At 61.3% G+C, this 993-nt stretch carries 1 protein-coding gene; it reads left to right on the top strand.

The window, feature by feature from the left end:
- Positions 1-993 (top strand): amino acid adenylation domain-containing protein (locus KIP88_RS45840; protein ID WP_308163852.1); only part of this gene is annotated, 993 nt, incomplete at its 3' end.

Raw genomic sequence — 993 nt, 5'->3', positions numbered from 1 at the left:
ATCTACACCTCCGGCTCAACCGGAACCCCCAAGGGCGTCATGGTCGAGCATCAAAGTCTGGTGAACTATTTGCATTGGTCGGATCGCGTCCATTGCGAAGGAGCCGGGAACGGCTCGCTGATGCTGCTGTCGTTTAGCTTTGACGGCAGCATTACGTCCTTGTTTGGGCCTTTGCTGGCCGGTACCAAGCTCCGCATTCTAAACCAGACTGTCCCAATAGATTGGCTTGCTGCTGTCGAGGATGGCCAGACCTATGATCTAATCAAGCTGACGCCTTCGCATCTAAGCATGCTGAACAAACGGCTCGAAGCCTACAAAGGATCGGCTCCGACAAGAGCACTCATGGTCGGGGGCGAGGCCTTAATTCCGGCAGACATGCAGGTTTGGCAAGAGCGTTTTCCGAGCGTGCGTCTGATCAATCAATTTGGTCCGACGGAAGCAACGGTTGGATGTGCCACATTCGAGATATCCGAAGCCGTCGAGGGGCTGGCCTCGATCCCGATCGGGCGTCCGATTGCGAACGCGCGGGTTTATCTGCTGGACGATCATGGCGCGCCTGTGCCGTTTGGGGCGGTGGGGGAGCTTTACGTTGGCGGGGCGGGGGTTGCGCGTGGCTATCTGAACCGTGCCGAGCTGACCGCGGAGCGGTTCATCGCCAGTCCCTTTGTGGAAGGCGACCGGTTGTACCGGACCGGGGATCTGGCGCGCTATCTGCCGGACGGCAATCTGGCGTTTTTGGGCCGCAACGACGACCAGGTGAAGATCCGCGGCTTTCGGATCGAGCCCGGCGAGATCGCCGCGCGGCTTGTCGAACACGCGTCAGTGCGCGATGCGGTTGTCGTGGCGCAACAGGATCGCGCGGGCGAGCAGCGTCTGGTCGCCTATGTCGTTGCGGCTGCGGAGCACGCCGGCGAAGCTGAGGGATCTGATCTGGCCGGCGCCTTGCGGGCGCACTTAAGTGCGCGGCTGCCGGACTACATGGTGCCGTCGGCG

Source organism: Bradyrhizobium sp. SRL28 (genome assembly GCF_018596315.1).
Taxonomy (GTDB): Bacteria; Pseudomonadota; Alphaproteobacteria; order Rhizobiales; family Xanthobacteraceae; genus Bradyrhizobium.
The sequence above is the reverse complement of the archived record's forward strand: the minus strand, read 5'-3'. Positions and strand labels throughout refer to the sequence as shown.